4 protein-coding genes are annotated in these 6,884 nt (G+C 39.7%); 3 read left to right on the forward strand and 1 reads right to left on the reverse strand.

The features are described from left to right. Positions 1 to 39: 39 nt before the first annotated feature. Entirely contained in the window at positions 40 to 1,647 is a 1,608-nt protein-coding gene (locus tag CWC17_RS10650) for an NAD(P)/FAD-dependent oxidoreductase (protein ID WP_138612833.1), read from the reverse strand. A gap of 192 nt (positions 1,648 to 1,839) precedes the next feature. Between CWC17_RS10650 and fdxA the strand changes: the two genes are divergently transcribed. The 3 genes from fdxA to CWC17_RS10665 all read left to right on the forward strand — a co-directional run bounded on the left by fdxA (position 1,840) and on the right by CWC17_RS10665 (position 6,678). Beyond that, a complete protein-coding gene (fdxA, locus tag CWC17_RS10655) occupies positions 1,840 to 2,163 on the forward strand; it encodes a ferredoxin FdxA (protein WP_029774458.1) in 324 nt (107 codons plus the stop codon). 140 nt (positions 2,164 to 2,303) lie between these two features. Then, positions 2,304 to 4,550 (forward strand): carbohydrate binding family 9 domain-containing protein, encoded by a 2,247-nt coding sequence (locus CWC17_RS10660; protein ID WP_138612834.1) that lies wholly within the window; start codon positions 2,304 to 2,306, stop codon positions 4,548 to 4,550. A 223-nt stretch (positions 4,551 to 4,773) separates the two neighbouring features. Beyond that, a complete protein-coding gene (locus tag CWC17_RS10665) occupies positions 4,774 to 6,678 on the forward strand; it encodes a putative bifunctional diguanylate cyclase/phosphodiesterase (RefSeq protein ID WP_055013708.1) in 1,905 nt (634 codons plus the stop codon). Positions 6,679 to 6,884: the final 206 nt, after the last annotated feature.

The following is a 6,884-nucleotide window of genomic DNA, read 5'->3' on the forward strand; positions in this document are numbered from 1 at the left end:
CATTTAGTGAGGTTTTTCGGTAAACAACTTAAATGTGGTTTAAGCGTTTTCTAACATTGAGAGTGCAACGGCTTCAGCCGCTTTTATACCATCAATACCGGCAGATAAAATACCGCCTGCGTAGCCTGCGCCTTCACCCGCTGGGTATAAACCTTTAGTATTTATGCTTTGGAAGCTTTTATCGCGCTTGATACTAATAGGTGAAGATGTACGGGTTTCTACCCCCGTTAACAACCCATCGTTAGTTGAAAAACCACGGATTTGCTTATTAAAGGCTGGAATGGCTTCGCGTATTGCATCAATAGCAAATTGCGGAAGCACATTTGCTAAATCGGTGAGCTTTATGCCGGGTGTAAACGAGGGCTGTACATCACCTAAATCGCCCGATGCTTTTCCTTTTAAAAAGTCGCCAATTAACTGCGCTGGTGCATCGTAGTTACTGCCGCCTAATGCATAGGCTTGCTCTTCTAGTTTACGTTGCAAATCAATGCCGGCAAGCGGGTGACCTGGGAAGTCTTTTTCAGGTGTAATACCTACTACAATAGCACTATTTGCATTGCGCTCACTACGAGAGTATTGGCTCATACCGTTTGTTACTACCCGGCCTTCCTCAGAGGTGGCGGCTACAACGGTTCCCCCTGGGCACATACAAAAGCTGTAAACGGTGCGGCCATTATCACAATGGTGAACGAGCTTGTAATCAGCAGAGCCTAAAATGGGGTTACCCGCGTTAGGTCCAAAACGACACTCATCAATCATCGATTGCTTGTGCTCGATTCTAAAGCCCACAGAAAATGGTTTTGCTTCTATGTAAATACCTTTATCGTGAATCATTTTAAAGGTATCGCGTGCGCTATGTCCCACAGCAAGTACTACATGGCGGGTACTTAATTTTTCACCGTTTGAAAGCGTTAAGCCGGTTACTTGCCCGTCATCTATATGAATGTCGTCTACGCGGGTACTAAAGCGGATTTCACCACCAAGTTCAATAATACGCGCGCGCATTTTTTCAATCATGGTAACCAGTTTAAATGTACCAATGTGCGGCTTGCTTACATATAGAATTTCACTGGGTGCGCCAGCTTCTACAAATTCGGTGATAACTTTACGCCCATAATGTTTTGGATCTTTTACTTGGCTGTATAGTTTGCCGTCTGAGAATGTACCTGCGCCACCCTCGCCAAACTGTACGTTAGACTCTGTATTGAGGGTACGTTTACGCCAAAAGCCAAAGGTGTCTTTGGTGCGTTCGCGTACTTCTTTCCCGCGCTCTAAAATAATAGGGTTAAAACCCATTTGAGCCAGCACTAAGCCTGCAAATAGTCCACACGGACCAAAGCCTATTACTACAGGGCGCTCAGTCAGGTTAGCGGGGGCTTGAGCAACAAATTTGTATGAAGTATCAGGGGCCGGTTTTACGTGCTGATCTTTTGCAAATACGTTTAAAAGCGTTTCTTCGTTGTCTACTTCAATATCGAGGGTGTAAATAAGTAAAATAGCCGTTTTTTTACGTGCATCGTACCCGCGTTTAAACACATTGTAGCTGTGTAGCTGCGCTGGCTGTATTTTTAATTTATCAACTATGGCTTGGCCTATAGCGTCTTCGTTATGATCAAGCGGCAGCTTTATTTCAGTTAAACGTATCATTTTTATCTCTTTTAGGTGTCTTAGCGGTAATAGTATCCGCTCACAATAAGAAGTGTAGGGCACGTAATGGCTATACATTAAGGGCGCATATGTTACGTTAAATTGACCACAGATGGCACATATTTATTGTGTTTTTAAAGGGGTTGGGTATGATCCGCGCTTCAGATAATTAATTACTAGGTTTAAACTATTATGGCGTTTGTGGTCACCGAAAACTGTATTAAATGCAAATACACAGATTGTGTGGCAGTGTGCCCAGCAGATGCATTTTATGAAGGCCCTAACTTTTTAGCAATAAGCCCTATAGATTGCATTGATTGCGGGTTATGTGTACCAGAGTGCCCAGCTGAAGCAATTTACCAAGAAGATGAGCTGCCAGAAGACCAAAAAGAGTTTACCGAGCTTAATGCTGAGCTTGCATTAGTGTGGCCACGCATTGTTGAAGTAAAACCGGCGCCTGCTGATGCCGATAGCTGGAATGGTGTGGCTAATAAGCTTAAATTAATCGAAACCTAGCTTTCAAATTAAGCCTTTAATATTAATTAGTTAAAAAAGCGATTGTTTTTAGTATCAAGCTATTAACAAATGTACAGACTTAAATTACACTGCATAAATAAGTTTACCTTTAAAGGGTAAACACGTCTAAATGGATGTTTATGCAGTACTTAATAATTATAAAAAAACAATGCAGTGCTTTATTTCCCTTCTTAATTGCACTTTTATTTTCTAACCACCTTTATGCCAGTGAAAAACAGCAGCATTCTCTTGTACATATAAATGCAGATATTACTGTAGATGGCGTACTGGATGAGCCCCACTGGCAGAATGCCACTTTAATCCCTGTAGCATTTCAAGATGAGCCTAACGAAAAGGGCACCCCACCGGTTAAAACCGATGCTTACATGTACGAAGATGGCAGCAACTTATATGTTGCATTTGTAGCCGAAGATCCACAACCGAGCGAAATTACTGCGTCACTTCGCGACAGAGATACGCTTTGGCAAGATGATACGGTTATTTTAATTATCGATACTTTTAACGATGAACGTTCAGCTTACGAATTTTATGTAAACCCACTGGGTGCGCAAGGTGATACGCGAATGAGCGACACCGATGGCTGGCAATCAGATCCGTCTTGGGATGCAATATGGGATAGTGCTGGACAAATTACCGACCAAGGGTATGTGGTTGAAATGCGCATACCTTTTAAAGCGCTGAGATTTCCTGAAAATAAAACAGATTTAACATGGGGCTTTGCCCTTATGCGAAATTATCAACGTGATGTACTGTATCAGCTTTCAAACATGGGGTTTGACCGAGATATAAAATGCAGTTTATGTCAGTTTGATAAATTAAATGGTTTTAAAAATATAAAAGCCAGCAAAAATCTGCAACTAACGCCCACGCTTACGGCGCTCAGAAATGATTCAAAACCTACCTTGCCAGGGCAGTGGGATAATGGCGATATAGACACCGAAGCGGGGCTTGATTTACGCTGGGGGGTTACACAAGATGCTGTAATTAATGCCACAATAAACCCCGACTTTTCGCAAATAGAAAGTGATGCATTAGCCCTTGATGTAAATACCACGTACTCAATTTATTATGCAGAAAAAAGGCCGTTTTTTTTAGATGGCGCATCCTACTTTAAAAGCAGTTTGTTTGAGCTATTGTATACCCGCACCATTGCAGAGCCTGAAGTTGGGGCAAAATTAACAGGTAAAACAGGGCAACATAGCTATGCATTTATGTATGCCGATGACAATAATAGCACTATTTTATTGCCTACAAATCAAGGCTCCGGTTTTGCAATGTTAGAGGATAAAACCCATGCAGCAGCGGCGCGTTATCAATACGATATTGGGCAACAAGGCACTATCGGGCTAAGTACGACCCACCGCGAAAGCGATGATTACTACAATACAGTGCTTTCTGTTGATGGCAGCTATTGGTTTAATCAAACAGATCTGCTGGCCTACCAAGTAGCTACAACCGATTCTAAAAACTCTGATTTTTTAAAAAGTAACTATAACTTATCTAAAACTCAATCTGATGAAGCGTACGCTATTGAATTTACCCGTGATAAACGTGACTACAATTTGTTTGCTAGCTACGAAAAAGTAGGTAAAGACTATCGCACTGACTTAGGTTATCAAGAAAAAGTAGATTATGAGAACGTAGGCTTTGGGGGCGGCCAAACCTGGTATGCGGATGAGTCAGGCTTATTGACGTCATGGTCTTATGAGGCTGATTGGGATAAAACATGGGCGCAAAATGGCGACCTACTTGAGGAAGAATACCAAGGGTTTATAACATTAAAAGGGCAAAAGCAGTCTATTTTTGAAATTGGCTTACTGCACCGTTATGAAAACTATAATGATGCTTTTTATAATCAAAATATTGGCTTTGTATACACAGGCTTTAAACCTAAAAATAATATTTGGCTATCGTTTTATGGTGAGTATGGCAGCCGCATTGATTACGCTAATGAGCAAATTGGCGATTCGTATGCAACGCAAACGCAAATTACGTGGGATATAAACGATCATTGGCAAGTAGACGCTACGCATAACTACAGCGTTTTAGATAACCCGCAAGGGGAGCGAGTTTATACCGCTAACTTATTAGACTTTAGGCTTTATTATAAATTTAGCATGCGCGCTATGCTCAAGCTTATATTGCAATTTGAAGACATTGATAGAAACAAAGACGCCTACTACTACCAAGTTAGCCACATTAATAAAGACTATGGTAGCCAATTAGTTTACTCGTACAAAATTAATGCTCAAACATTATTTTATTTAGGCTATTCAGATAAAAGCTACCAAGACGACTCCCTACAACACGTTGAAAGAGATCAACGCACATTTTTTACAAAAGTGAGCTATGCATGGCAGCTATAAGTTATTAAGCCAAAATATGTAACTTTAACAAAGTGGTTTATTTTTATTCATCACACTCTATAATTACTTAATTATTAAGCATTAAATTATTCTTATTGAGTACGGTTCTAAAAATTTTAATACATAAGGACTGTACTATGGCTTGCTTAGTACTAAAAACAGGCGATATAATCGCCTTTTAGTAACGGGTTTATAGGATAAGTAATTTAGATGGATTTTATTGATGAATAAATTTAAACCCTTAGGCAGCATTTTTTTTGTATTTATCTTGTTTTGCTTTTGTTTAAACATTGAACTAACAAACCAAATTAACCGCATTAATTTATTCAACCCTGACATAGATTTACGCCACTTTGATATTGCAGATACAACGCTCGAAATGGCGCCTTGGTATAACCCTATGCTCAACGGGCACTATTTAATACACCAGCCCTCTGCCGATTTTTTATTAGTCAAAACTACTGATACTGAATTTATTGCAGCAAATGCCACAAAACTAATACTAATGACTTTAACATCGCCAATAAATTTTATTTTGGTGTGTATGGTATTGTTTGTGGGCTTTACAATTATTCGTAAAGAGCGTAAAAAAATCTCTTATCAACGTGAAATAGCAAAGCTTAATAACAGCGCTAATCAATTGCTTGTTGCCTTTAACCTTCAACCCCAACACGACAACTCGTCGGGGCTTAGCAATTTGAGCCAATCAATAAACAACCTAAATATTCACGTAGCTAACTATTTAAAGCAAACACAAACAAGTATCTGCCAAGACAAATTAACCTTGCTTATTGACCGTCATGCTTATATTGAGCACATAGATAGGCAAATTAATTTTAATGATGAGGAGGATCTTAAGTGTGCGCTGCTGTTTATTGACCTAGACGGATTTAAACAAGTTAATGACTCATTTGGTCACAGTTTTGGTGACGAAATTTTGGTACAAGTAGCTACACGCTTAGCTAATGTATTACGTCACCATAAGCTAAGCAATATCAATTCGGCTAATCAGTTAGAGCAAAATTTATCTCGTTTAGGTGGAGACGAATTTTCGATTTTCATAGAGTCAGTTGATAACGAAAATAAAGTGGTTGATATTGCAAAGCATGTACTCAGTGAGCTTGAGAAAGACTTTGTGCTGGGTAACAAAATAGTCAAAATTAGTGCCAGTATTGGTATTGCTTCCTACCCAGAGAGCGCCTCAACCCCACAAGCACTATTACAGTTAGCGGATGTGGCAATGTACCGTGCAAAAAGCGACGGTAAAGGCATTTTTAAAGTGTACTCCCCAGAAATGGGTAATAAAATGCGCCGTTATCATTATCTATTGGAAGAGCTGCGTTTGGCCGTGGCGTGTAAAGACTTTTACTTATCGTTTCAACCTATCGTCCATGTAGAAGACTGCATGATAGATTATTTCGAAGCGCTTACACGTTGGGAGCACCCTATAGAAGGGATGATTTCACCGGCTGAGTTCATTCCTATTGCTGAAGAATCTAACCTTATTTTAGAGCTCGGCGATTGGATTATGCATGAGTCGTGCAGGCAAATGGCGGCATGGCATAATGCGGGTATGCGCAAAGTAAAAATTTCGGTTAATGTATCAGGCGTGCAATTAAAACATCGCTCAGTGTACGATTGGATAATGAAAAATCTAAAAAACACAGGGCTGCCATCACATTCTTTAATGTTAGAAATAACGGAATCTACGTTTATTAAAGCCAGTAAAAGTATGATTGAAGAGCTTGAGCGACTTCGCGCTGAAGGGGTGACGATTGCGATTGACGACTTTGGTACCGGCTTTAGTTCATTAAGTACATTAGCTGATTTACCCATCGATGTAATAAAAATAGATCGCTCGTTTATCTCTCAAGCTGATAAAAGTCCAAAGTACAATGACATTCTTAATACCATCAGCGAATTAGGTCAAAAGCTGGGGCTTAAAATAGTGGCAGAGGGCGTAGAGGAAATTGAACAGTTTGAGCTTGTAAAACGCATGGGGGTCAGCTCTGTGCAAGGGTATTTGGTTAGCCGCCCAGAGTCATCTATCAATGTGGGTAATAAAGTATTACGAAAAAATACAGCCAATTTATCTGCCGCGGGTACTAGTGCATGGGAAATTGATTAAAGCGTGTATGTTTTAGATGGTCTGTATGAATAGAATGAATAAAGTCGTTTTTGACCTAATGCTTACTATTACGTGATGTATTAGCATTGCTAGTAGACCGACGTTCCTTTATTTAAGATGGTGTTACTAAAAATTTTGAAATGAAAAGCTTTATGCTTAAAGAATAGTAAAATTGTGTTAGATAAAAAAATGCCACTTTTAAAAGT

The sequence above is a fragment of the Pseudoalteromonas sp. S3785 genome (assembly GCF_005887365.1).
Classification (GTDB): Bacteria; Pseudomonadota; Gammaproteobacteria; order Enterobacterales; family Alteromonadaceae; genus Pseudoalteromonas.

Coding starts and splice junctions, on each gene's coding strand:
- CWC17_RS10660 (WP_138612834.1), top strand. CDS start 2,304: ATGCAGTACTTAATAATTATAAAAAAACAATGCAGTGCTTTATTTCCC.
- fdxA (WP_029774458.1), top strand. CDS start 1,840: ATGGCGTTTGTGGTCACCGAAAACTGTATTAAATGCAAATACACAGAT.
- CWC17_RS10650 (WP_138612833.1), bottom strand. CDS start 1,647: ATGATACGTTTAACTGAAATAAAGCTGCCGCTTGATCATAACGAAGAC.
- CWC17_RS10665 (WP_055013708.1), top strand. CDS start 4,774: ATGAATAAATTTAAACCCTTAGGCAGCATTTTTTTTGTATTTATCTTG.